This is a genomic window from Alteromonas abrolhosensis (assembly GCF_001953635.1).
Classification (GTDB): domain Bacteria; phylum Pseudomonadota; class Gammaproteobacteria; order Enterobacterales; family Alteromonadaceae; genus Alteromonas; species Alteromonas abrolhosensis.
This window is the reverse complement of sequence record NZ_MEJH01000007.1, coordinates 103,571-127,627: the sequence shown is the minus strand read 5'-3', so window position 1 is coordinate 127,627 and position 24,057 is coordinate 103,571. Positions and strand designations below refer to the sequence as shown.

Sequence of the window (24,057 nt, the reverse complement as noted above, 5' to 3'; positions counted from 1 at the left end):
CTGCTCTCTATTTTAAATCGTATGCTGCCTATCTATCGCCTGCATTTTTATTGTTAAGAGGGGGCAATGATACGACGATTAAACGATTGATGGACAAGAAATGCGAGCTAGTTTGCATGTCGCATTAGTGCTTGTAAATGTCGTCTAATATTTGTTTGGCTTGCGCTATGTAGTGCGCGCCAAATAATAACCCGTGATTTAAAATATGGTAAAGCTGGTAAATTGGTTTTCTTAAGCGGTAATTTTTTTCGATTGGGGTGTGTTGATGGTAACCCTCGAAGAATGATTGGGGAAAACCGCCAAACAATTCGGCCATAGCAAGGTCGGTTTCGGCGTCCCCAACGTACACCGCTGGGTCGAATAAGACTGGCCCTTTCTTGTTAAATCCCGCGTTACCCGCCCATAAATCTCCATGAAGTAGGGAAGGGTGGGGTTGATGTAAGCTCAAGAGATGTCTTACTCGAGTAACAATATCGTCTATATCGCCATCTTCGCTTTTCCATGTACCAATTGATGCCAAGCGTTCTAGCATGCTACCAATCCGTTTTTCTGCAAAAAAGTCAGCCCAAGACGCCATTCTTCCATTGGTTTGTACACTGGCGCCAATGTAATTGTCATGCGGCCACCCATAGCTGGTGTAGGCGTTAACAGAATGGAACGCAGCAAGTTGCTGGCCCAGAGTGTTGTAATCACTTACGGCAGGCTCTATAAATCGGATATGAGCGAGCACCAGATATTCCATATTGGGCGTTTCGTTAGAAGTGATCCCATGGCAAATAACCCGCGGCGTAGCTATGGTTTGGGTGTTAGCAATGGCGTTGAGACCTTCGGCTTCATGGGACAATTGTTGAGTATCATCATAACGACGGGTTTTAACAAAGTAGCGATGGGTCGTATCTTTTATGATGTAACTTTCGTGTGTATCTCCGCCACTTACTCGTTCGGCTTTTTGGCAGCTAAAAAACTGCTGGGTTTCATCTGAAATATGCTCGCTAATAAAATGCCACATATTGTACGCTCTGCTTGTTCTAATGCTTTTTTCAAGGCGATTGGAGTGTTGAGTGACTACTTTCCTATGGCACATTAGAGCACCAGCAAAGAGACAGTCCAGCAACCTTTATCGCCTTACACTAAAGTATGGGATAAAAACGGTGAAATGCATAAATTCCTACTCAAAATCTTCCTAAACGAAATCAAACCTTCACAAATTAGCCAATAAAGGCTTTTCGATATTGAAGTTGCCCCTACACTGGTTATAATCCACCACTTGCTTTAATACTGAGAAAACTCAGTAAGTTCGACGCGTGTACGTTTTTACTGTACCTAATTTGCTGTGCTTACATGCTGTAATTCGGTCGATGCAAATAAAGTAAGTTTCGAGTGCTAAAAAGCACGTTTAAATTTTTTTAAAAAAATGCATGTGGCGCAGAGTAGGCGTCACCACTGTAAAGGAATTAAAATGCCTGTAATTACCCTTCCTGATGGAAGCCAACGCGCTTTCGATAATGCTGTTTCTGTATTAGATGTTGCAAATGATATTGGCCCTGGTTTAGCCAAAGCAACCATTGCAGGAAAAGTAAACGGTGAGTTAGTTGACGCCGTTGATATGATTGACGCGGACGCACAACTTCAAATTATTACTGCAAAAGACGATGAAGGTTTAGAAATTCTTCGTCACAGTTGCGCGCACTTGTTAGGTCACGCTATCAAACAACTTTGGCCTAACACTAAAATGGCTATCGGCCCAGTTATCGACAACGGTTTCTACTACGATGTTGATATGGAAGAAAGCCTAACCCAGGAAGATTTAGCCAAACTAGAAAAGCGTATGCTTGAACTGGCTAAAACCAATTACGACGTGGTTAAGAACAAAGTTAGCTGGCAAGAAGCACGCGATGCATTTGAAGCGCGCGGTGAAAGCTATAAAATGGAAATTCTTGATGAGAACATCAGCAAGGACGACCGCCCAGCACTATATCACCACGAAGAATACACAGATATGTGTCGTGGACCTCACGTGCCTAATATGAAGTTCTGCCACCACTTCAAATTGATGAAAGTGGCCGGTGCTTACTGGCGTGGCGATAGCGACAACAAAATGCTTCAGCGTATTTACGGTACTGCGTGGGCAGATAAGAAGCAGCTTAAATCTTACCTACAGCGCTTAGAAGAAGCTGAAAAGCGCGACCACCGTAAAATTGGTAAAGCACTTAACCTTTTCCATTGGCAAGAAGAAGCGCCGGGCATGGTGTTTTGGCACAACGATGGGTGGTCTATTTACACCGAGCTAGAAAGCTATGTGCGTAAGAAGCTTCGTGAATACGGTTATGACGAAGTTAAAGGCCCATTAATGATGGACCGCTCGCTTTGGGAAAAATCAGGTCACTGGGACAAGTACGCTGAAAACATGTTTACGACTGAGTCTGAAAAGCGTGAATATGCTGTTAAGCCAATGAACTGCCCAGGCCACGTACAGATTTTCAACCAAGGTTTGAAATCGTACCGCGACCTGCCTCTTCGTATGGCTGAGTTTGGCTGCTGTCACCGTAACGAACCATCGGGCGCACTACACGGTCTAATGCGAGTTCGTGGCTTTACGCAGGACGATGCTCACATTTTCTGTACTGAAGAACAGATCCTAGAAGAGGTGAGTGGCTGTATTAAGATGGTGTACGAGACATACGCTGCGTTTGGTTTTGAAAACATCAAAGTTAAGCTATCTACACGCCCAGAAAAGCGCGTAGGTGCTGACGAGATTTGGGATAAATCAGAATCTGCGCTTGCGGATGCACTTAAAGCCAATGACATCGAGTTCGATTATCAGCCTGGAGAAGGTGCGTTCTACGGACCGAAAATTGAGTTTACTCTGCACGATTGCTTAGACCGTGCGTGGCAGTGCGGAACCGTACAGCTAGATTTCTCAATGCCAGGTCGCTTAGGCTCTACTTATGTGGCAGAAGATGGCGAACGCAAAGTGCCGGTTATGATTCACCGCGCTATTTTGGGTTCACTCGAACGCTTCATTGGAATTTTGACCGAAGAATTTGCAGGTTTCTTCCCGCTCTGGTTGGCTCCTCAACAGGTTGTGGTAATGAATATTACCGACAAACAAGCTGAATATGCCTCAGATTGTGTAAAAAAACTGCAAGAATTAGGTTTTAGAGCAAAGTCTGACTTGCGAAATGAGAAGATCGGCTTTAAAATCCGCGAGCACACTTTGAAGCGTATTCCGTATATGCTAGTTGTGGGCGATAAAGAAATGGAAGCGGGCGAAGTAGCAGTACGCTCTCGTCGCGGCGACGACCTAGGCAAAATGCGCCTGGAAGACTTTATTGCCATGGCTCAACAAGAAGTTGTTGAAAAGACGATTAAGTAGTTGAGCAAATTGTGTATAATACACAATTAAGGTGTCTGCTTTTGGTTTTACTTTAGGTCAATCGACCTCCCAAAAGCAGACAAAAGAATTAAATGTTTGGAGGAATAGCACATTAAAGGCGCTAACAACAAGGCTCAGGGCGACAAAGCCCGCATTAACGATGAGATTAAAGCCAGAGAAGTAAGATTAATTGGCAAAGACGGTGAACAGGTTGGTGTGGTTTCTCTAGCAGAAGCTACTCGTAACGCAGAAGAAGCGGGCCTAGATCTAGTAGAAATCAGTCCGAATGCCGAGCCGCCAGTCTGTAAAGTTATGGACTATGGCAAATTCCTCTTCGAAAAAAGTAAAGCTCAAAAAGAGCAGAAGAAAAAACAGAAGCAAATTCAGGTCAAGGAGATTAAATTTCGCCCTGGCACTGATGAAGGCGATTACCAGGTCAAACTGCGCAACCTGCGTCGCTTTCTTGAAGGTGGTGATAAAGCCAAAGTTACGATCCGCTTCCGCGGTCGTGAAATGGCGCACCAAGACATCGGTATCGATCTACTAAACCGCGTTAAAACCGATTTAGAAGATATCGCTACATGCGAGTCTTTCCCACGTCGTGTGGAAGGCCGTCAGATGATCATGGTGCTAGCCCCAAATAAGAAGTAGTAACGGTCTAAAGTTTTAAGGAATCTGCACCCTTAAACACCTTGCTGCTAAACATTAACCGGTATGAAGTGACTGCAACACGAAAAATACCGATATTAAACAATGCGGAGTTTTAGCAATGCCTAAAATGAAAACTGTAAGCGGTGCCGCCAAGCGTTTTAAGAAAACGGGTTCTGGCCGCTTTAAAAGCAAACAGTCTCACTTACGTCACATTTTGACTAAGAAGAGCTCTAAGCGTAAACGTCACCTTCGTGGCAAAAAACTGGTTCATGACTCTGATACCAAATTGGTTCAGCGCATGTTGCCTTACGTATAAGACTTAGGAGACTGATTAATGGCTAGAGTAAAACGCGGCACTATCGCACGTGCTCGTCACAAAAAAGTCCTAAAGCAGGCAAAAGGTTATTACGGCGCACGTTCACGTGTATATCGCGTAGCGGTACAAGCTGTAACTAAAGCTGGTCAATATGCTTACCGTGACCGTCGTCAGCGCAAGCGTCAATTCCGTCAACTATGGATTGCACGTATCAACGCTGCTGCTCGTCAAAATGGTATGTCATACAGCCGTTTCATTAACGGTTTGAAGAAAGCGTCTGTTGAAATCGATCGTAAGATCCTTGCCGACATCGCAGTACATGACAAAGCAGCTTTCAGCGCACTAGTCGAAGCGGCTAAAGGCGCATTAGCTTAATTATTAACTAATTAAGTTTAAGTTCTTTCGGAAAAAGGCGAGCAGGATGCTCGCCTTTTTTCGTGTTTGGGGTAAAGATAAAAAAGCAGAACCGAAGCTCTGCTTATATTCATTATCTTAGTGTGAAGTACTCTTATTTCTTGTCAACACGGCCGTAGCGGTCGGAAAACCTAACTATGTCATCCTCACCAAGGTATGCGCCTGATTGCACCTCTATGAGCTCTAGAGGAATTTTCCCTGGGTTTTCTAAAGCGTGTACTGCTCCAATAGGAATGTAAACAGACTCGTTCTCTGTTACCAATTTAGTATTGTCGTCAATGGTGACATTGGCGCTGCCTGAAACCACTATCCAGTGTTCGGCGCGGTGGTGGTGCATTTGAACCGATAGTTTTTCACCCGGCTTAACAGTAATGCGCTTAACTTGAAAACGGGCGCCGTTATCGATTGAATCATAGCTGCCCCAGGGACGGAAAACTTCACGGTGAAATTCGAATTCAGGGCGCTTTTCTGCTTTTAATTTATTTACTACGTTCTTTATACTTTGCGCATCATCTTTATGCGCGACCATAACAGCATCTTTAGTTTCAACTACAATAACGTCTTCTAAGCCTATTACTGAAACCAGGCGTTGCTCTGCATTTACATAGCTATTTCGGGTCTTTTCTAAGATGGTATCGCCTACACAAACGTTACCGTCTTCATCTTTGTCTGCGGTTTCCCAGAGAGATGTCCAGCTTCCTACATCACTCCACCCGGCATCCAAAGGCACCATCGCTGCACTATCAGTTTTCTCCATTACAGCATAGTCAATAGAGTCATCAGGGCACGTGGAAAATATCTCAGAATCTACGCGAATAAAGTCTAAATCAGGCGCTTCAGTTTCGATTGCTCGTCGACACACTTCTAACATTTCGGGATTATATTTACCCAACTCCTCAATATAACGGCTTGCCTTAAACATGAACATTCCGCTATTCCAGAAGAAATCTCCTGATTCAACATACTGTTTAGCGGTTTCAGCTTGTGGCTTTTCTACAAAGTCAGCGACCTCAAACCCAACGTTTAGTACTTTTCCCGCTTTAATATAACCATAACCTGTATGTGGCTTATCGGGGACTATTCCGAATGTGACAAGCTTCCCTTCATTCGCTAGGGCCTCAGCTTTAACAATAGCACTGTGGAAAGCCTCTTGGTCTTTTATTAAATGATCTGCAGCGAGCACAAGAAGAACAGGGTTATTCCCAGTTTTTGTGGCATGTAATGCCGCAAGTGCTATCGCTGGCGCAGTGTTTCGCCCCACCGGCTCTAATAAAATACCGTCATGTTCAATATTTTTTTTACGAAGCTGCTCAGCAACTAAAAACCTATGTGCATCGTTACATATAAATACAGGAGGCTCGACATTTGTTCCATTAAGTCGAGTGACCGTATCTTGAAGCATCGTGCTGTTGGATGTAAGCGACAAAAACTGTTTTGGAAGAGCGGCGCGAGACTTTGGCCAAAGGCGGCTACCAGTGCCGCCAGCCAATACAACAGGTTTCATAAACTGATGTCCTTTTCTTGAATTAGTGTATTTCTAATACGCGTTTTTGTTTACGAAGCCATTGAAAACAGTCATAAACACAATTTTGATATCAAACCAAATAGACCATCGGTGTATGTAATCTAAATCATACTCAACACGCTGGACCATTTTGTTTGTTGTTTCCGTTTCGCCGCGCAAGCCGTTCACTTGTGCCCAGCCGGTGATACCAGGTTTTACTTTGTGACGAAGCATATAACCCGTAATGATTTTCCGGTATTCCTCGTTATGCGCCACAGCATGCGGGCGAGGGCCGACAATAGACATGCGACCTTGTAAGACGTTAATAAACTGAGGAAGCTCATCTAACGACGTGCGTCTTAGAAATCCACCTATCTTGGTTAAGCGGGCGTCGTTTTTCGTTGCCTGTTTTACAACAGCGCCGTTATCTTGCGTCGTCATAGAACGAAATTTATAGACAGTTATTTGCTTTCCATCGAGCCCATAGCGCTTTTGTTTAAAAATGACTGGTCCCTTAGAAGTTAGCTTAACCGCAAGGGCGATAGCTAGCATAGGGATGGAAATTAGCATCAGGATTATACTGCTTAATACCACATCCTCTAGTCGCTTCAGCAGGTCACTTGCGCCTTGGAACGGAGTATCGTAAACACTGAGAGCCTGAACATTTCCAACGGTTTGCCAGCGAGCGTTTAGCAGGTTATACATAAAGAAATTTGGAATAACATAAACGTTAGCTGTGGTATCGCTGCATTGTTCAAGAATTGCACGAATACGGTTCTCTGCGCTCATAGGTAGTGCAATGTAGATATAATCAACTTCGTTTCGCTTTGCCATTTCTATTGCGGCATCAATATTGCCAAGCACCGCACCTTGCATTTCATGTGGCAAGCGCTCTGCTTCTCTATCGTCGTATATACCGTTAAAACGAATACCTAAATGCTCGTTTTGTTGTATCTGAAGCGCGACATTCGCACCTAAATGAGTAGCACCAATGATAATAGAGCGGCGTGTATTCAGACCACTTTTACGAATTTGAAATAGAAACTTCCTCATGATGTAACGCCACAGAATCAAGACAACAAAAGAGGAGGCAAACCACAACAATATGGCCGGAGGTGGTGTTTTAATTTCTTGTACAAAAAAGTATCCCATCGACATCGTACCTAAAACACTCAGCGTCCAAGTAATTGCCGCAGCTCTAAGCATTTCAGGGGTTCTGTGTCCACGCCACGAACGATATAGCTCAACACCTTCTGCTGAGATTTGAAAGCAGATAACATTTACAAAAAGAAGAATTAAGCTGGTGGTGTCTATCTGGGTACCGTAATACGCTGCTGATGAATAATACAGAATTGTCACCAACGAAAGATCGATGAGCCTGTAGAAGGTAGAAAAACCACTCTGATTCCTTACTACCAAACCACCATTTGTATTAGGCTCTACCGGATGAGCTTTAAGTGCTTTGTTAGATTCTACTCTATTGTCCATTTAAGTAATCTCTAAGTGAAAAGTGAAGCCTGTAGCCAAAGCTAATGACAACATAAACAAGCCAAGCCATGAATTAAGAAGAATAGCGAAGACAACTAATAGAAATTAGGCAAGTATTATGCCCACTTTAAAAAGCTTTAGGATAAGACGTTACAACGTGCTGATTACATTCACGATGAAATTGATCAATTCTAAAGCTTAACCGCTCTAGTGTTACGATATTATATGGACATTGTAATTTTATTACAAAATCAAACTTCACAGCGTTCTAATTTGGTGCAAAATGCGTAGAATATAGCGCTAGCGCTTCTCATGGGCAATATAAGTAAGATAGCATGTATCACAGTAATGGTCGTGTACACATGGCTGCAATAATACCGAGGTATAACTTGCAATACTTAGCTATCTCATTGGTGACACAAAAAATATAGCACTTAAAACCGTTTGCGCGAGCGCTGTGACATTGATGTATAAAGCGCGTGTCAGCAAAAGCGGCACGCGTATTGCTGAATTGTGTAGAGCAGTGAACTATTAAGGTACTCGGCTTAATTGCTTTGTAATAATTACACGTGATCTATCTGTTTCGCTGTTTATAGCGCTTTTTCAAGAGTTTTAGGAAAAAGACTATAGTGATAATTTTGCACCGTTTTAATACACCCAAGCCATCGTAGGAAGGAAATAACATGTTAATAAGGACCAAGAGCATTCTAGCGATGTCGGTAATTTGCGCCACACCGACCCTCAATGCCCAAGAGGCAGGTCGAATTCAAGCTGGGCAATTTGATTTGATCCCTTCGTTTACATCTTCGATGGCGTATGTAGATAACGTAGCGAATGCACGCGACAATCAAAGAAAGATTTACAGCTGGCGTACTATCTTATCGCCGGAACTAATAGCGGCCACTCAAGTGGACGGAAACCCTGTTCAAATAGGGTATCGGTTAGAGCGTGGCGTTTACTTATCCAGTGACAACGACGATTATACCGATCACTTTGTTGAAGCTTCTGGGAACTTCGAGCTGAATAGTCGACATCGAGTGAGCGCGCTCGCCCAGTACGAAGATGGTCACGAAGATCGCGGTACCGGTTTTTCAATCGGTACTGGATTAGATATTTCGACGCCGGATACCTATAAAAGCTCGAACCTTTCTGCTGAATATTCTTACGGTGCTGTTACCTCCGACGGCCTAATAACTCTCAAAACACGTCGACAGGCTCTCGACTATGATAGGTCTGAGGACGCCTACTTAATCCGTGACAGGGTAAAAACCATGGTGGGCGGAGAGTTTGGCTATCAAGTAGGCTCCGCCACAAGAGCCGTATTAGACGTAACCAAGACCTATGTTAGGTATGATGAACAATTGAATTTTGTTACACGTGACAGTGACGAAACGCGTGTCCTGGTTGGTGTTGTGTGGGAAAGCACGGCCGCGACAACGGGATTTGCGAAAGTAGGCTACAAGGAAAAAGATTTCGACAACCAAGCTCGCGGCACCTTCTATGGTATGGACTGGGAGGTTGGTATTGACTGGCAACCAGTCAGTTATACAACCTTCAGAATTTCAACAAGCGCAGATACATTTGAAACAAATGGTGAAGGTGACTTCATCCGAGGTCAAAATTATAGTGTTCGTTGGAATCATGATTGGCTTGAGCGCTTAAGCACTTCTTTTAGTGTAACTCAGCAAAACGACGAGTATGTGTTTAATGAAGTTGATATTGATAATAGAGATGATGAGCTAATGAATTATTCTGCGGCTTTAAATTACCAAGCGCGTAGGTGGCTAAAATTCAGTACTTATTATCAATTCACCGACCGCGATAGTAACCGAGAAACTATCGGATACGATAAAAGCGTCGTTGGCGTGACAGCTGAGGTAACATTGTGAGACAGAAGGCAATTAGTTTAGCTTCGATTCTATTCCTACTCGTGTTCTCTTCAATTTCCTTCGCTCAAGAGGGAAACTTAAGCATGAGTCAGTATCAACTTGGTTCTGGTGACAGAATAAAGATAAGTGTTTTTGGGCAAGACGATCTTTCTATGGAAGTCCGTCTGCCTGATGTAGGCACAATTAATTATCCTTTTTTGGGAGAAATCAAACTGGTTGGTTTGACCGCTGACGAGGTAGAAAAGAAAATCTACGAAGGGTTGCTTGGAGATTATCTAGTAAACCCCTCTGTTTCAGTGGCAATTGTTGAGTACCGGCCATTTTTTATCGATGGTGAAGTAAAAAGGCCAGGTGGTTATCCATATCAACCCGGGCTTTCGGTAAACAAAGCCGCAGCATTAGCGGGTGGGTACACAGAGCGTGCGGCGAGAGACAAAATCACCATTATTCGTGAAAAAGATGGCAGAACTAACGAGTTCACTGTAACCGTCAGCGATATGATCCAGCCTGGTGATATTATTACTATCAATCAGCGTTTCTTCTAAATTACGTAGCGTGCAGGAAATAAAATGGCAGTAAATGGCAGGGAAGAGTTCAATGCTGGTGTGTTTGAAAATGAGACCATCGACATTGCTCATTACTTAGGAATTATAAAGCGTTACGCATTTCGAATTGTTTCATTAGCAATTGCATTCACAATTTTAGTGGCATTGCTAGTAATGCGAATGACGCCGATGTTTACCTCTACTACAACTATTTTGGTAGAAGCTGAAAAAGCAAATGTTGTTTCTATTGAAGAAGTATACGGCCTTGATACAAAGCGCAAGGACTATATGCAAACGCAGTTTGAAATACTGCAATCTCGTCAAATTGCAGAGCGGACCGTTGAAAGCTTATCACTGTATAACAACGAAGAATTCATGCCGGATGATGAAGGCCCCACGTTGTTTGATGAACTTAAAGCTAGCCTCATCGAAACTTTACCGTTTCTACCACAGGAAGAACCCACGGAGCTAACTGAAGAGCAAATTTTAGCTGCAAAGAAACGTAAAGCTACGTCACTGTTGATGAGCGCTTTAACCGTTGAAATGGTAGATAACACGCAAGTGATGAGAATTACCATTACTACAGAATCACCCACGCTTTCGGCAGAATTGGCCAACGCAGTCGCAGACGTTTATATTGAAAACTACCTTCAGGCAAAGCTAGATATGACCGCTAAGGCAACGTCTTTTTTAACAGACAGCCTTGAAGGACTTAAGCAAAAGCTTACTGTGGCTGAGCGCAATCTCGCCAAGTTCTATGAACAGAATCAAGTCGTTAACATTGATGGGGTGGTGGGTCTTGCCGCTGACGAACTAGAACAATTGAGCAAGCAGCTACTTGATGCGCAAACCGCACTTAAGCTTAACGCGGTTATCTATAAACAAACTCGCAATGATGTATCGTTAGATGACATCGCTCGTCTTCCTGAAGTGCTGAACCATCCCACTATCAGAGATGTTCGACGTGATGAAGCGAAAGCTATGACTCGTGTAAGCGAGCTCAGCAAGGTTTATGGACCTAAGCACCCTCGAATGATCGCTGCAAATGCCGAACTGACGTCTATTCGCGAAACATTAAGCAGCCAAATAAGGGATTTAATTACAAGCATTACAACGCAATATGAAGTGTCAGAAGATCGCGTTGCGCAACTAGAGCAAGAAGTCGCGCAAGCAAAAGCAGAGTTTCGTTCTCTTTCTGCTCTAGATAACCAACGCAGAGCACTTCAGCGCGAAGTTGATATCAACCAGCAGCTTTACAACTCTTTCTTTACTCGCTTAAAAGAAACCGATGAGTTAGGTGGCTTCGAGTCAGCAAATGCACGAGTGCTTGATGCTGCTCTACCCAAATATACGCCTTCTGAACCTAATACAAAGCTGTTAATCGGTGCCGCTTTTGTATTTAGCATAGGTTTCGGTGTCTTTCTTGCTATTGCAATGGAAACCCTAAACAGCGGCATTCGTTCAGTTGAAGATGTTGAGCGTAAGCTTGGACAGCGAATGCTCGGTCTTATTCCGTGGCTCCCGCATAAGAAAAAGACGGACTTACCTATACGTTCGTTCTTCGATGGTAAAAAACATCAATTTGCTGAATCGGTGCGTACCCTTCGAACAAGTCTATCATTGCTGAATTTGGATAAAGAGCAGCAAGCTATAATGATCACGTCGAGCGTGCCTAAAGAAGGCAAAACAACCGTTTCAATCAACTTAGCGTTCGCCTTGGGTCAGCTCGATAAAACAATACTGATTGATGCTGATTTACGCCGCCCGAGTGTGGGTAAGCAGTTTGGTATTCCAAATTACCAGCCCGGTGTAGCCAACCTCATCTTAAAGTCTCACACCTTCGATGAGTGTTTGGTGCAGGATGAAGAATCTAAAATCGATATCCTAACCGCCGGAACTATCCCATCAAACCCACAAGAGCTATTAGCTGACAAGGGGTTTGGCGAGCTTATCGAACAGCTCAAAACGCAGTACAAATATGTTGTTGTTGATACAGCTCCGACTCAAGCGGTTAGTGACTCTATGGTGATTGCTAACTCATGTGATTCTGTGATTTATGTAGTTCGTGCGGACAGCACGAGCGAGAAACTAATCAACAATGGATTGTCTCGTTTCCTACAAGTCGGACATCGTCTTGATGGGGTGGTACTAAATCAAGTAGACTTACGCAAATCTGGTGCGGCACAAAGGTATGCTGGATTCTACGACCAATATGGTTACACGAGTCATAAGAACAGCTAATAGTATTTATTGATAGATTTACATAGTCATATTTTGCCTGGCATCGACGATGGTGCCAGGTCTCTAGATATTGCCTTAGAAATGGCTCAACAAGCCGTTGACTGTGGTATCAGTCGTATGGTTTGCACGCCGCATATACACAAAGGCTACTTCGACAATTCTCTCGGCACAATTAAACCTGTTTTTGACGAGCTTGTGAGTGCTGTTCAGGCAGCTAAAATTCCGCTCGCTCTTTCCTACGCGGCGGAAGTTAGAGTAAATGAGCTTATTCCCATATGGTATAAACAGGGCGAATTACCTTTTATTGGTGAGCTAAACGGCAAGAAAATCCTATTGCTTGAAATGCCTCATAGCCACGTTCCCCAAGGGCTTGAAAGTTTAATAAAATGGCTCTTGCGTAACAACGTGCAGCCCCTTATTGCACATCCAGAGCGCAACAGAGAGTTGCTAGCTGAGCCAGCCAAGTTTAGCTGGCTTCAGCGACAAGGTTGTTTATTTCAAGTTACGGCAGGCGCACTTACGGGTCGTTTTGGCGACAACGTCGCGCAATTTGCGTTAAGTTTAATGCATCGCAGAGCCTTTCATGTTGTCGCTTCAGATACCCACGACCCGATTCGACGCCCTAACGATATGAAAGGGGCCTTTGATGTGGTTTACGATTTTGATACAGCTTTGGCTGAGGAAGTTTTCCTGAAAAGACCCGCGGAAATATTGGGTATTCCGCCTGAGAAAGATGCCTAATGACGCTTCTAAACATTGCTAAGTTTCAACACAAGGCTAGTATGGATGCTTGGCTTAAGTGGATCATTGCACTCATAGGGTTATGGAGCTTTGTATGGAGTGTACAGCTTTTTATCGCGGGAAATGCCTACTATAGCGTTAAGAATAGCATTGATGTATGGCAGAGAAAGCCAGAATTAGTGAATGCATTAAAGGTGGATCGTGCTCTTGGTAAAATAGAGATTGCGCTTAGCTATTTCCCCAAAAATGCACTTTACTACCAAATGCAGGGTCAGTTATATGAATGGAAGGCGTTCAGCGTAGAGGACGAAGCTGTGCCTAGCTACGTTCAAACAGTTCCTTCTAATTCGCCTGAAAATTTGAATCAAGCGTTTGTCGCCTACAAAAAGAGCCTTGAGCTTCGACCCAATTGGAGCGGGAGTTGGATAGGATTAGCCTCTGTTAAGTGGAAGCGGCGAGAGTTAGACAGCGCCTTCTACGCCTATTTGGCAAGAGCGGTTGAGGTGGGTCCACAGGATGCGATTGTACATAAATTTGTCGTAGCGTATGGGTTAGACATGTTTGTCGCACGTTCATTACATTACGTAGAGGTAAAAGACTTACTAAAACGCCACTTAGATGCAGGGATTCAAAACCCGCTAAGCAGAAGCTTTGTTTTACAAGCGATTCAGCAGCATAACGTGACCGAGACAGTATGTCGGTGGTTGAATGACTCAAGCTATTCTGTTAGAAAGCGTATACCTAACTGTGTAACGTATAATTAGTGCCCTGCGCAATTAACTCTTTCCTTTCAACCAATCCCAAAGCCCCAATGAGAACCCTTCGAATAGATTTATTCCTAGCCAGCTTTTAAGAATATACAGCAGCACTAAACCTAACCCCAAGGACACGCTGAAAAACAGCACAACGCTTGTAGCCATAGCAATTCTACCAATCCGACTTTCTGTTCGAGATAAGTCTCGTTTATCTTTTCCGGCTAATAGAACGAAATAGTAGCGGCTTCTTAATATACCGATTGTACCGCGAACATCTATCTTGTGATTCCCCCAACGCCTTCCAGACAGTGCGATATTCAAATGAGATAATTGTTCTTCAGAGAATGAGTCTGCTACTTTTTTGGGCATGCGTTCAAGCATGTGCTGAACGTTAGGCTCTTCTCTAACTGGGCGTTTAATTTTTAAAACCACATAAGATCCTTTTAAAGGAGATAAGATAAAAACACGCTAGTAAACATGCAACTTTTGCTATTTACGTGGTTGCCTTCCCATCGAAATATCTCTACTAAGCGTGCCTAATGCTAGAAGAACTACAAATATAGCCGTATTTGCCGGGGCTTGTAGGGGAAAATCCACACTACTGTGTAATGCCATACCTATGATGGCCATGACACTTGCAAAGGCGGTACCTCTGGGCAATGGATGGCGTCTGTGTCTAATGGCGCTTAGGGCATTCTTAGAGCACAACAGTACCAGCAACGCTAGAAGTAAAGCACCAACGATGCCGAACTCAATACTGAATTGAAGGTACTCGTTGTGAGCATGGTCGTAAAAGTGCTGAATACTCTCACTCTGAACTTGGGGATAAATGGTATAAAAAGTACCGCCGCCTGTACCAATCAGCCCATATTTTCTTAGTAGAGGGAGTGCGTCGAGGACTACTTCGTCCCGACTTTCCTGTGCTAGGTTGGTTTGCTCCAAACGCTGTTGCACTTGTTTAAGACCAAAAAGGCTACTCACCAACAAAATATCAATGATCAACATACTAACGAAAAGAGTGATATAGCTTTTTTGACGAGGCTTGAAATAAATCAATCCGAGGGTAGCTGTTACTGTCATGGCGATAAAGAATGCGCTGTTTCCCATTCGCGAGCGAGACATAACCAAGGCAATCACCATGATAATAATGCCTATGCGAAACAGCACCTTGTTGCTGAGCCAAAACTGTACAAGCCTTCGGAGTTTCTCACGTTTACTGGTGTCAGCATCTAAGTGTAAACGTGCAATTAAATACCCAATGGCTGCACTTAAGCAAAGCATCAAAAAATTAGCGTAATGATTTTTGTAGATAAAGCTACCTGTTGCGATATGTGATACAGGCTCTTTGAACACCAAGCTATACTTTAAGCCTGACATGACTTCCAGTGAGCCATAAATAGCTTGAAAAACACCTGCGGCACTAATAACAATAAGTGTGTACCTTAAGCGCTCGGCCGAGTTTATGAGGGTTAGCGCGATAAAAAATAAAAAACAATAAGCAAGGGACTTAAAAAAGGTGACATCGCTTTGACCGACGTCAAAGCTTAAAGATAGCCACATTGAAGTAACATTCTCTTGAAAACCTAATCCATTGCCCAGAAGGTGACTGACACGCTCCGGCCGAATTACTTCGACAAGCGAAAGGGGGAGGGGGACAATATTGATAAGCTGCCACCCAAGAAAAGCGAGCCATAAAATAACGAACTGCTTGTATCTTGTATAAAGCTGAGATAGCAATGAGGCTCTGATAATCACTAACATTCCGCCAATAAAAAATACTGACATTTGCATCAGTGCCCATGCCCACGGGCGGTTTGCACCCAAAGACAGCGGAAGCCAGAACAGAGTAAATAAAAGAAAACCGAAAAGAAACTTTTCGGTTTTCAGTACGTTAACCATAAAAAACTACAATATAAATAGTTAAAGCTTAAGCAGTTATAAATTGACTAGTTGGCCGAGATTGTTGTGTCACCACCACCGGCACCCGCTGCACCCGTACCGACACCAAGAGGAGAAAATGTATTTCCTGTTCCACCCGCTGCTGTCGCCGTAAGTGTGCTTGGGTCTATTCCAGCATTAATGACGGCCAACAATGCATCCTCCTCACTTATTACCTGCATTTGCAGAGCAATGTTGTAAACTTCACTGGCGCTATCAGGGAACATCAGAATAGTAATAGTAACGACTTGAGGTGCTTGATCGGGAAGTTGCGCAAATCCGGCTATTGCTAATTCAAATCCTGAAGCATTGTCGTTAAGTAAACCTACTAGAGACTCGAACACTTTCTGGTTTTCGGCAAGATAAGCAGTGCCTGAAGCATCGAAATAAAGAGCTTCATCAATTACTTTTTCGCTTACTTGGTTAGATGCGCCTTGAATGTCCGTACCTTTTTCAAGTTCAGTAACCAGCAAGTTTCTTACTTGAATGCCAGGAACGGTACCTTCTTGCGCTGACGACAATGGAGAAAGTGCAAACAGTACAACAAAAAACAAAGATAAAAAAACGTTGCTACGCATAGCTTATCCTTTTATTCATAAACTTGAGCCAGCTTCTTGCTAGCACCACTTGGTAATATTGTACAACAAGTAAACTGGCTAGGTCTTCACTTTGTTATACGACTTTTCGATAAGGTTTTTAATGTTGCCAAAGCGTAGGCTTGGCAAAATAAAATCCCTGCTGATAAGCCACGTCCAGTTGAGTTAGAGCCACAGACTCTTCTTCATTTTCAACTAGCTCAGCAATAACGTTAATTCCTAACCCGCGTGCTATGCTTAACAAGCTACTTACAAACAACTGATTGTCTTTGTCGCTTTGGATATCTTTTGTAAGTTTTCCAGAAATTTTTACGAAATGAGGCTGAAGTGCTCTTAACCCTGCAAGTGATGCAAGATTTTCTCCAAAGTGTTCAATTGTTACGCGACATCCCAACTCCATCAGAGTTTTACAAAAAGAGATAGCGTCATCTTTATAATGAATAAGCGCAGCGTCCTCGAATTCAAACACCAACTTAGTGCAAAGTGCGATATTTTGGTTCAGTTGTGACACCAACCAAGACCTAAAATCAGCACTCGCCAATGATGCGTTTGCAATATTAATGGCTACATCGCATTTGGTTTGGGAAAGCTTTCTTAGAACAAGGGTCACTACCAATTTGTCAACTTCTGGGATCAGGTTCAAACGTTCTGACGCCGGTATGAGTTGAGACATGGGTATAATACTGCCACTTTCCTTGTCTTTAAAGCGAGCAAAAGCTTCAAAGTAGGATGGGGTATTTGTTTCACTGCTCATAATGGGCTGGATGAGAATATCTGCGTTTTGTTGCTCCAAGATAATATTTAACCGCTCTCGCCAAGCTGTATTGCTATGAATATGAGAAAGTTCTGAGGCAAATTGCCATCCGCTGGCTTGTTTAGTTGCCGCCATAAGCGCACTGTCAGCATTTTCCATAATTTCGGAAAATGATTGCTCATCGCTAAATCGTGTCACACCCATCCAAACTGAGCGGTTACCGTCTTTCAAAGGGTTGCTGAGAGCTAGGGTTTCACTGAGTCTCCCAATTCGGTCGGCACATTCTCTTTTAGATACTGCTTCAGTAACTAGCGCAAAGTCGGCGCCAGATAGTCTAAATAAATGCGTCGTTTCTGCCGATTCGTGAGTAAATTGCTTGAGAATGTTGGCTATGGAGGTAACGTAGCTATCGCCTTCTTGGGCGCCAAGAGATGTGTTAATTGCGTTGAGATGGGCCAACCGAACAATCACCAAATAGCCTTCAATTGAGTGGGCTGTAGAGCTCAATAGAGCGTTCATATGACGGGTAAATGCGCCTCTATTTTGAACCCCCGTCAGGCTGTCTTCGTACGCTTGAGCTTTAAAATGCTCTGCTTTTTGAGTGAGTTCCTTAAACATACCCTCTACAGAAGAGGATAACTTATTCACTGCTTGAGTGATAAACGTAAGCTCTTGCGTAAACGGCTTGTAGTTTATTTGAGAGAACTTTTGGTTTTGAATGTCGTTAATCTTGTGAACCACAATTCTCAGTGGCTTTGTAATAGTAGTAATAATGAAAAGTAACGCAATGTACGCTACAACAAATGCGGCGAAAAACATAAAAGCACTTTGCTTGACGCTTTCATAAAGCGTTTCGTTTGCAAGCCCGGGATGGCTTTGAACTGTCAGTTCTCCAGCAAGGGTCCAGCCATCATTTAATTCTGTACGTTGAACAGGTGGAGTGACTTCGACTAGGTTAGTGAACCACGTAGGCACTGAATCTTGAGTATGTGGGTTTTGGCGTTCAATAAGTAAGTTGCCTTCCATGTCAGTGACAGTAATGTACTGATAGAACCCTCTGTCGAATATGGCATTTACCATAGTTTCTGCAACAATTATTCCGTTGGGCTCGCCAATATAAGGCGTTATAGAAAGCCCTAGCGACGTTGCCGTATCTTGTGCGTGAGTCGCCAATTGCTCATTCACATACTCGCGAGTTAGCTTAACATTTATTATGAAAGAGCCAGCAAACACTAAGACCAGAAATATGGCCAAGCTCGTACTTAATTGGGTAGATAGTCTCATTATTTTTCTTTATCTCCGTACATTACGCGCTCTAGTCGCTCTACCATGTCGTCCCACATTTTCATCGGGCCACTTCCTCTCAATTTGCGGCCCGTACCCATTGCTTTTGCTGCCCACAATCCATTACCGTTAAAACTGTAGATAGGGGACAAGTCTCTACGTTTATTTGCAGGTAAAATTTGTCTATTAATATTGTCTAAAACCAACGGTATTGAGGTGGGCGTTTTGTAATAAGCTAACACCATATGTGGTTGGCGCAATTCTAACGCCGTAACATACATAAGCCTTAGCTGACTTTCGGGTACCCCAAGTTCAATCAGTGAAAAATATTTCGCAATGGTATAATCTTCACAGTCACCGGCGCCGGTGGCTATAAACTCTATTGGTGTGGCCCAGTAATCTTTCTCATTCCAGTGAACTAGATCATCCACAAAATCAAAGCGGTTAAAAAAACGGTTGATAGAATAGAGTTTTTCATCAATCGCTTCATGCTGTAATTCATCGATCAATTGTCGCCAATCTGCAACATCTTCAGCGGCATCGCTGCCATACACCATATCAATTCGCTGATAAACCTGCTCAGTAAAGACCGTCTTTTGCTGGGCAACACCAGAGGTAAGAAAGCAGGCGAAAAATCCTAAAACGGCGCCAACACGTGCAGCAGTAGTTAAACTGCTTGGAGTGGCTGAGCTTTGTGTTCGCGTGCCGTAGCGTTCTTTTTGGTGCAAACCGTGGGTACTTAAATGCAATAGATTAAGGTGAGTGTAAAAAATGTTTCACTACAACGGTGTACGCTGACTCACCTGTGATTAGGTTAATGATGGCAAACTTGGTGATAACTTAAAAGGTTTTTGCTCAACTGAATTATCTTTTACTCAAAAGTGATCATAATTGGCATAATTCGTGTTTCTTAATTACAAGGTGTATTTACACAATCCCCTAAAAAACCACTATAATTTCGAGCCTTTGATTCAATTTAAAGGGTAGCAAGCGTGTACGGGTATTGATAACCCCTGATACTATTGCAAATGTTTGTAGCTTTATTACAACGAAAAGGAACTTTCATGAAGTACTCAGCGCGTCCAGCGGTGTTTATTATAAATTCACTTGAAGGCGGTGGCGCTGAACGCGTTATGGTTAAGCTATTAACCATAATGGAACCTTATTTCAAAGAAAGAAAGACTCCCGTTCATCTCATCCTTTTAGATGACCTCCCTGAGTCTCATCAATGCCCCGTGTACGTCAACAAGACTGTCCTGAATTCACAGGGCAGCCTAATTAAGGGCTATCAACAATTAAAGCCAGTGTTGCAAAAGCTCAACCCAGAATATGTGTTTAGTTTCCTCACGCGCAGCAACTTCCTAAACGTCTCACTTTCCAGGCGGATGGGTTTTAAATCCATCATCAGTGAACGGGTCAACACTACTAGTCACCTTTCAGGTGGGTTAAAAGACACCGTAAGTAGGCTGCTTGTTAGATTGCTTTACAATAAGGCCGATAGTGTAGTTGCTGTGTCTGAAGGGGTAAAAGCCGACTTAATTCAAAATTATGCGGTGCCGGAATCTAAAATCGCTGTGTTATATAATCCCTATGATATTGAGCAATTGAGGGGGCAGGCAGCGGAAGGTGTTTCAGATTTACCATCAACGCCCTATGTCATCAGTGTTGGACGATTAGTAAAAAACAAAAATTTCTCACTTTTGATTAATGCGTATGCAAAGGCGAATATTTCAGAAGACCTAGTTATTCTAGGCGTGGGTGATGAAGAATTATTGCTTAAAGAACTGGCAAACGAACTCGGCGTGGGTAACAAAGTTCATTTCCTCGGATTTAAATCGAATCCATATCCTTACGTGAAAAGCGCTGAATATTTTATTAGCACATCGAATGCTGAAGGGTTTCCAAACGCTATTGTAGAAGCAATGTGTTTAGAGAAAGCGGTAGTCGCTACTAATTGTGAATCGGGGCCTGCTGAAATTATAGCTGAAAAGTATCCTTATCATGTGTCTGGTGCGAGCCAAGAAAAAAACGGTATCCTATGCGAATTGAAAAACATAAATGGTGTGTGCAGCGCGTTAAAACTGTTTGAAGACAAGAGCGTACGCATCTCATATGCAATGAAGAGTAAGGTCTGTGCGCAGCAATTCTCTTACCATGCCTTCCAAGAAAAGGTGATTGCGATAATCGATAAGGTTTGTAAATAAGCATGTTCGAAGGGTTAAAAGTTGTTGTTGGCCTGATCAGTTTCATTATGGTGTATCGCACTATAACTGGGAACTGCAACAAATACTTAGCGTTCGCCATTTGCGCGATCTGGCTTAGGTTTTTTTTAGCAGCATTTCATACTATTACGTACCCTTCATTGGTTGCGGGTTTTTCCATTAATGCTTTAAGCAGCATTAGCATTGCTGCTTTGGGCCTATTCTTTCTCCCGCTCAAAGTGTTTGCGCTTAGAAAGTTGGCACCTTTCTATTTTTTATTTTTGACAATATTTGTCAGTGGATTCATTAATTTAAAGATACCGGGCACCATTAATGTCTTGGTAAAATGGTGTTATTTTCTTGTTTTAGCGGGCGCAATATTTCTTTCTGTAAGAGTCCAAGGTCACAGTGAGACGTTTAAGAAACTATTAGTTTGTTTTTTTATGCCGGTTACTTTACAAGTTTTGTCTATCGCCCTTGGTGAAGTTAAGGCGACAGAAAACGACGGCTCAGCCAGTTATATCGGAGGCTATAACCATGAGGCCGCGTTTTCGATGATCATTGTGAGCTTCATATTTGTGTTAGGCTTAACAGAGCGAAATGCAGTAAAGTTTCGAACAACCTTGTTCACCGTCGCAGTTTTCTTACTGATCTTGGTTAATTATCGAACTGCCGTACTCACTATCCTTCCCATAGCTGCAATATTTTACTACTCGTTGGTCGAGCAACGTCTCAAGCCTTCTCAAAAAGCGCCTGTTTTGACTATAGTTTCCATGCTGCTCATTTTCGTATTTGTCGCCATTTCTTTTACTTTAAGAGAAAGGTTTGCGGATGTAGGTACGTTAGCTTCTAACCTGGATTTGATATTTAAATCACCTATTTATTTCAGTGAAGCAGAAAAAGATATCATGTCTTCTAGAGTTTATCTGTGGAGTCAGTACATCAACGCACTTACCAATTCAGACTTGCTTCGACAAATGATTGGCTTTGGCCCTGACTCTTGGAAAGGTGTATTTAAGCATTATGCACACAATACCTACGTTTCTTACTTCTATGAGTATGGTTACATTGGCCTAATGTCTTTTCTTTTACTCTGTCTATATGCGCTGTTTGTAACCGCAAACGTATCAGACAAGCGGTTGGCAAAAATTTTACCTTTATCCCTAATTGGCTTTTTGACAATGAATTTAGCAACTATGCCTTTATGGAACATAGAGGGGTTAATATTTTTTGCAATCCTGATTGGGGTGTCTTTAGGGAATACAAAGCCTTCGAAAACCCACTTAAGCTTTAGAACTCAGCTAGCACTTTTAACGACAAGGGATTAGTTTTATGAAGATTTGTGCAATTGGCCTTCGCGGTATTCCAGATGTTATGGGGGGAATAGAGTCCCATTGCCAACAACTGTATCCCAAAATGGTGCAGCAGGGGGTACAGGTTACTGTGCTTGCTCGCTCCCCTTATGTAAATCAAAGGCGCTACAATTTTGAAGGTGTTGAAGTGATTAGCGTTTGGGCGCTTCGGCACAAACTATTAGAAACGTTCCTTCATACGTTCATTGCTATTATCTACGCAAGATTGTTCGTAAAACCTGATATCGTGCATTTACACGCAATTGGACCTGCACTTTTTACACCTTTGGCTCGACTACTTGGTATGAAAGTCATGGTTACCCATCATGGTGCAGACTACGATCGACAGAAATGGAGCTCTTTCGCTAAAAAAGTACTTAGATTTGGCGAGAAAATGGGGATTGTATTTGGGAATAGGGTGCTGGTAGTTGGCCGCAGTTTAAGCGAAGCGCTTAAAATTTCATACCCTGAGCATGCCGATAAAGTGAGCTTTGTTCCGAACGGGATGCTTCCCACATTTACCGGAAAACTATCAAGTAATTACTTACCCAAAGATCTAGATATAAATTCAGATGACTACATTCTCACGGTAGGAAGGCTCGTTCCTGAGAAAGGTTTTCATGACCTAGTTGACGCTTACAAAAAATCAGATATAACGAAAAAACTGGTTATTGTTGGTGATTCAGACCATCAAGATGAATATTGTAGCAATCTACGAAAATCTGCTTCTAGCAATATCCTGTTCGCCGGAAGGAGGTCTGGCGACGAACTCAAGGCGTTGTTTCAACATGCATCCGTATTTATTTTGCCTTCATACCATGAAGGTTTGCCTATAGTTGCATTAGAAGCAATTAGTGCTGGATGTCCAGTGTTATTAAGTGATATTTCTCCTAATTTGGACATTGATGCACCGAAAGACTGTTATTTTGGAGTGGGGGATGTAGAAATGCTAGCGGGAAAATTGTCATCATTATCCGGCCTAGACTTAAATCTCAATAGAGATGCGTTTTTGAGTAAATATAATTGGGAAAGTATTTCAGATGTTACTTTGGGACACGCTAAAAATTTGCTAATTTAGCTCCTAATTTAAAAAATTAATTCCACGCAGTTAGAAAGGAATCTAGTTGGACATTTCAGTTGTAATTACGACACGTAATAGACCCGCTTTTTTGATAGAAGCATTGAGTGGCTTATCTTTACAAACGAAAAAGCCAAAAGAAGTCATAGTGATAGACGATTGTTCTGAAGAATCTTATCAAGAAGCTTTGAGCGCTATTCAGAGAAATAATGCAAAATTCGTCCGCCTAGATAAAAGGAGCGGAGCTAATAGGGCAAGAAATATTGGTATAACTAAGAGTTCAGGCGCAGTTATTGCTTTCTTAGACGATGATGACGTTTGGCTACCTGATTATCTATGCGAAATTTCGCGCCAGTATATAGAAGGGGCTGATGCGGTAGTAACGGGGTTTAGACAGTTAGGGAATGAGAGTGTAATAGTCGTAAATGACGACGTAAGAGTAACTGAAACTTCGTTATTACGTGGCAATACTTATTGCGGTATGTCTGGATTTAGCTGCAGAAGGGATTTGTTAGAAAACCTGTGGTTCGATGAAGAACTCCCTAATGGGCAAGATTGGGATATTTTTGTGAGGTTATTTTTGAGCAATGCCGAATTCCGAAATATTCCAAAAGCATTGTTTTCATATCGATTTCAAAATGCTGACGGTATAGGAGCGAAGCTTCGTCACTTAAGCCCTGAAAACATCTATCCCAGGTTAGCCTCGGCAATTAAGCATAGAAGCTTCCTTGGTGATTATTGGTTCAGAAAGCGAATCAGTGAGCAAGTATTGTTTTCACTTAAATACAAACATAGCAAAACAAAATGGGTTTTATTATCTGTAAAGCTCGCTGGCGTTAAAGCAACGGTCAGTTTTTTCTATCGAGCTTTAAGAAGAAAGGTTTTAAAACAACCCATGTCTATTTAGTACAAGAAATAAAAGCTAAGGGAAAGT

General features: G+C 42.7%; 21 protein-coding genes. 13 read left to right on the top strand and 8 right to left on the bottom strand.

Annotated features, from left to right (window positions below):
- Window positions 1–124: 124 nt before the first annotated feature.
- Window positions 125–1,009 (bottom strand): fructosamine kinase family protein, encoded by an 885-nt coding sequence (locus BGK61_RS12105; RefSeq protein ID WP_014998044.1) that lies wholly within the window; start codon window positions 1,007–1,009, stop codon window positions 125–127.
- Window positions 1,010–1,459: 450 nt separating this feature from the next.
- Between BGK61_RS12105 and thrS the strand changes: the two genes are divergently transcribed.
- The 4 genes from thrS to rplT all read left to right on the top strand — a co-directional run bounded on the left by thrS (window position 1,460) and on the right by rplT (window position 4,718).
- Complete coding sequence (thrS, locus tag BGK61_RS12100; protein WP_014998045.1) at window positions 1,460–3,376, top strand: threonine--tRNA ligase; 1,917 nt, start codon at window positions 1,460–1,462, stop codon at window positions 3,374–3,376.
- A 111-nt stretch (window positions 3,377–3,487) separates the two neighbouring features.
- Window positions 3,488–4,027, top strand: coding sequence for a translation initiation factor IF-3 (gene infC, locus BGK61_RS12095; protein WP_071814473.1), 540 nt, complete (start codon window positions 3,488–3,490; stop codon window positions 4,025–4,027).
- A gap of 118 nt (window positions 4,028–4,145) precedes the next feature.
- Window positions 4,146–4,343 carry a 50S ribosomal protein L35 gene (rpmI, locus tag BGK61_RS12090; protein WP_012518091.1) on the top strand — a complete coding sequence of 66 codons (198 nt, stop codon included), beginning with the start codon at window positions 4,146–4,148 and terminating at the stop codon, window positions 4,341–4,343.
- 18 nt (window positions 4,344–4,361) lie between these two features.
- On the top strand, window positions 4,362–4,718 hold the full coding sequence (rplT, locus tag BGK61_RS12085; RefSeq protein ID WP_012518092.1) for a 50S ribosomal protein L20: 357 nt from the start codon (window positions 4,362–4,364) through the stop codon (window positions 4,716–4,718).
- Between the two features lie 133 nt (window positions 4,719–4,851).
- Here rplT and BGK61_RS12080 read toward each other — a convergent pair whose 3' ends face one another.
- Both BGK61_RS12080 and BGK61_RS12075 read right to left on the bottom strand, forming a co-directional pair.
- On the bottom strand, window positions 4,852–6,261 hold the full coding sequence (locus BGK61_RS12080; RefSeq protein ID WP_014998047.1) for a mannose-1-phosphate guanylyltransferase/mannose-6-phosphate isomerase: 1,410 nt from the start codon (window positions 6,259–6,261) through the stop codon (window positions 4,852–4,854).
- A gap of 33 nt (window positions 6,262–6,294) precedes the next feature.
- Window positions 6,295–7,749, bottom strand: a complete 1,455-nt coding sequence (locus BGK61_RS12075) for an undecaprenyl-phosphate glucose phosphotransferase (RefSeq protein ID WP_014979002.1) — start codon at window positions 7,747–7,749, stop codon at window positions 6,295–6,297.
- A gap of 683 nt (window positions 7,750–8,432) precedes the next feature.
- On the opposite strand from BGK61_RS12075, the gene BGK61_RS12070 reads away from it, so the two are divergent.
- From BGK61_RS12070 to BGK61_RS12050, 5 genes are all read left to right on the top strand, one after another.
- Window positions 8,433–9,638, top strand: coding sequence for an outer membrane beta-barrel protein (locus BGK61_RS12070; protein WP_076011190.1), 1,206 nt, complete (start codon window positions 8,433–8,435; stop codon window positions 9,636–9,638).
- Window positions 9,639–9,721: 83 nt separating this feature from the next.
- Complete coding sequence (locus BGK61_RS12065) at window positions 9,722–10,183, top strand: polysaccharide biosynthesis/export family protein (RefSeq protein ID WP_014998049.1); 462 nt, start codon at window positions 9,722–9,724, stop codon at window positions 10,181–10,183.
- Between the two features lie 24 nt (window positions 10,184–10,207).
- Window positions 10,208–12,424 (top strand): GumC family protein, encoded by a 2,217-nt coding sequence (locus tag BGK61_RS12060; RefSeq protein ID WP_014998050.1) that lies wholly within the window; start codon window positions 10,208–10,210, stop codon window positions 12,422–12,424.
- Window positions 12,425–12,433: 9 nt separating this feature from the next.
- Complete coding sequence (locus BGK61_RS12055; protein WP_076011191.1) at window positions 12,434–13,165, top strand: tyrosine-protein phosphatase; 732 nt, start codon at window positions 12,434–12,436, stop codon at window positions 13,163–13,165.
- Window positions 13,165–13,929 carry a VpsP family polysaccharide biosynthesis protein gene (locus tag BGK61_RS12050; RefSeq protein ID WP_076011192.1) on the top strand — a complete coding sequence of 255 codons (765 nt, stop codon included), beginning with the start codon at window positions 13,165–13,167 and terminating at the stop codon, window positions 13,927–13,929. Before BGK61_RS12055 ends, BGK61_RS12050 begins: the two co-directional genes overlap by 1 nt.
- A gap of 12 nt (window positions 13,930–13,941) precedes the next feature.
- Here BGK61_RS12050 and BGK61_RS12045 read toward each other — a convergent pair whose 3' ends face one another.
- From BGK61_RS12045 to BGK61_RS12025, 5 genes are all read right to left on the bottom strand, one after another.
- Window positions 13,942–14,352, bottom strand: a complete 411-nt coding sequence (locus tag BGK61_RS12045; protein WP_014979008.1) for a hypothetical protein — start codon at window positions 14,350–14,352, stop codon at window positions 13,942–13,944.
- A 57-nt stretch (window positions 14,353–14,409) separates the two neighbouring features.
- Window positions 14,410–15,819 (bottom strand): O-antigen ligase family protein, encoded by a 1,410-nt coding sequence (locus tag BGK61_RS12040; RefSeq protein WP_076011193.1) that lies wholly within the window; start codon window positions 15,817–15,819, stop codon window positions 14,410–14,412.
- A 47-nt stretch (window positions 15,820–15,866) separates the two neighbouring features.
- Complete coding sequence (locus tag BGK61_RS12035; RefSeq protein WP_014979010.1) at window positions 15,867–16,436, bottom strand: hypothetical protein; 570 nt, start codon at window positions 16,434–16,436, stop codon at window positions 15,867–15,869.
- A gap of 118 nt (window positions 16,437–16,554) precedes the next feature.
- Window positions 16,555–18,492, bottom strand: coding sequence for a bifunctional diguanylate cyclase/phosphodiesterase (locus tag BGK61_RS12030; RefSeq protein WP_014998054.1), 1,938 nt, complete (start codon window positions 18,490–18,492; stop codon window positions 16,555–16,557).
- On the bottom strand, window positions 18,492–19,220 hold the full coding sequence (locus tag BGK61_RS12025) for a transglutaminase-like cysteine peptidase (RefSeq protein WP_014998055.1): 729 nt from the start codon (window positions 19,218–19,220) through the stop codon (window positions 18,492–18,494). Before BGK61_RS12025 ends, BGK61_RS12030 begins: the two co-directional genes overlap by 1 nt.
- 336 nt (window positions 19,221–19,556) lie before the next feature.
- On the opposite strand from BGK61_RS12025, the gene BGK61_RS12020 reads away from it, so the two are divergent.
- The 4 genes from BGK61_RS12020 to BGK61_RS12005 are packed head-to-tail and all read left to right on the top strand — an operon-like array spanning window position 19,557 to window position 24,030.
- Complete coding sequence (locus BGK61_RS12020; protein ID WP_076011194.1) at window positions 19,557–20,696, top strand: glycosyltransferase; 1,140 nt, start codon at window positions 19,557–19,559, stop codon at window positions 20,694–20,696.
- Window positions 20,697–20,698: 2 nt separating this feature from the next.
- Window positions 20,699–22,021 carry an O-antigen ligase family protein gene (locus BGK61_RS12015; RefSeq protein ID WP_076011195.1) on the top strand — a complete coding sequence of 441 codons (1,323 nt, stop codon included), beginning with the start codon at window positions 20,699–20,701 and terminating at the stop codon, window positions 22,019–22,021.
- 4 nt (window positions 22,022–22,025) lie between these two features.
- Window positions 22,026–23,123: a glycosyltransferase family 4 protein gene (locus BGK61_RS12010; protein WP_014979015.1), complete on the top strand. Its 1,098-nt coding sequence runs from the start codon at window positions 22,026–22,028 to the stop codon at window positions 23,121–23,123.
- Window positions 23,124–23,169: 46 nt separating this feature from the next.
- The gene (locus tag BGK61_RS12005) at window positions 23,170–24,030 is read left to right on the top strand and encodes a glycosyltransferase family 2 protein (protein ID WP_014979016.1); all 861 of its coding nucleotides are present in this window, start codon (window positions 23,170–23,172) and stop codon (window positions 24,028–24,030) included.
- Window positions 24,031–24,057 lie beyond the last annotated feature (27 nt).